This is a genomic window from Okeania hirsuta (genome assembly GCF_003838195.1).
Lineage (GTDB): Bacteria > Cyanobacteriota > Cyanobacteriia > Cyanobacteriales > Microcoleaceae > Okeania > Okeania hirsuta.
Window position 1 is genome coordinate 1 of the sequence record NZ_RCBY01000607.1, and the last position, 1,168, is coordinate 1,168.

The window sequence follows — 1,168 nt, forward strand, 5'->3', positions numbered from 1 at the left end:
ACAGACCGGACAAGTCTTACTTTTACGACTCATAAATATTCCAGCTCCTTTGCAATTGGAGCAGGTTTTCCCCTTTCTTTTGCCCGAACCTCCACACCTTTTACAAATCTTGTTTTCGTGATAATGGATTTTTCCCTTTCCCGAGCAATGCTGGCATTTACTACTTAACATGGCACTATATTTACGTCTTAATCAGAGATCAATAATTTTTCGCTTCCCGTTTCGGATGGTATGTGCTTTTCTACCTTTCACTTCCAGTGCATCGTAACATTGGGCAGAATTTCTTTCCCATGAAAATCGATCAGGCCCCAATTTCCCTTCGATCATGGTAAAGCCTAAGCCTTCTTCAAATCGCAAGGCATCAAATTTATTTTCGATGATGGTACGGCCATGCCTGTCTACCTGCCCAATCTTCCCATTTTTCATGGTCCAACCCTCCCGCTTCAAAATCTATGGCCTCGTACTCGTTCTCAAGCAAAACCTTTCCAGCCTCATCAATCATCCCCAATTTCCCATCTTTCAGGTAAAGCCGATTTCTTCCTCTAAACGAATCGCATCATATATAGCTGGTAGCACTTCCTTTCCCAGGTGATCTTTTAAGCCAAACTTGCCATCTTTTTTGACCATGCTTAGCTCTCAGAGATTTGAACACTTTGCGCCCGGATGGTGAATGCAGAGAGGGAAAATATGCAGATAAGTGTGATAGCTAATCCAAACTTCTTCATAATCTGTTCAGGTTTATTCAATAGCAGATTCAGAAAGCAGTAGCTTTCTTTCTACTAAAAGATCAGACTGGGACAAGGAAGTTGGAAGGGATGGAAGAAATTTGCACTCATTGCTTCGGATTTCCCTTGCAGTGCTTTTTCAAAAAGTAATGGGCGTTGAAAGCACTGCGATCGGCAGCGAGTTGAAAATCCTGACATGCTTGGTCTACTTTCCCTAAGGCGACCAGGCATTCCCCCCGACTCCTATAATAATCCCCCACCCGATTCTCCCGCTCTATGGCTTTATCAAAATCCTCGATGGCCCAGACGTGATCTCCCAGAGCGGCTTTGCTGATGCCCCGGTAGTAGAAATATTCTCCGATATCATCTTTCAGCCGAATCGCATCTGTAAAATCATCTATCGCATCCTCATGAAAATCCATGGACGCATAACTTTTGCCCCG

At 43.8% G+C, this 1,168-nt stretch carries 2 protein-coding genes; both read right to left on the reverse strand.

The window, feature by feature from the left end; translation table 11 throughout:
- Positions 1–192: 192 nt before the first annotated feature.
- Entirely contained in the window at positions 193–447 is a 255-nt protein-coding gene (locus D5R40_RS33185; RefSeq protein ID WP_205127864.1) for a hypothetical protein, read from the reverse strand.
- Positions 448–832: 385 nt separating this feature from the next.
- A partial coding sequence (locus tag D5R40_RS36785; protein WP_375339457.1) for a tetratricopeptide repeat protein occupies positions 833–1,168 on the reverse strand: 336 nt, incomplete at its 5' end.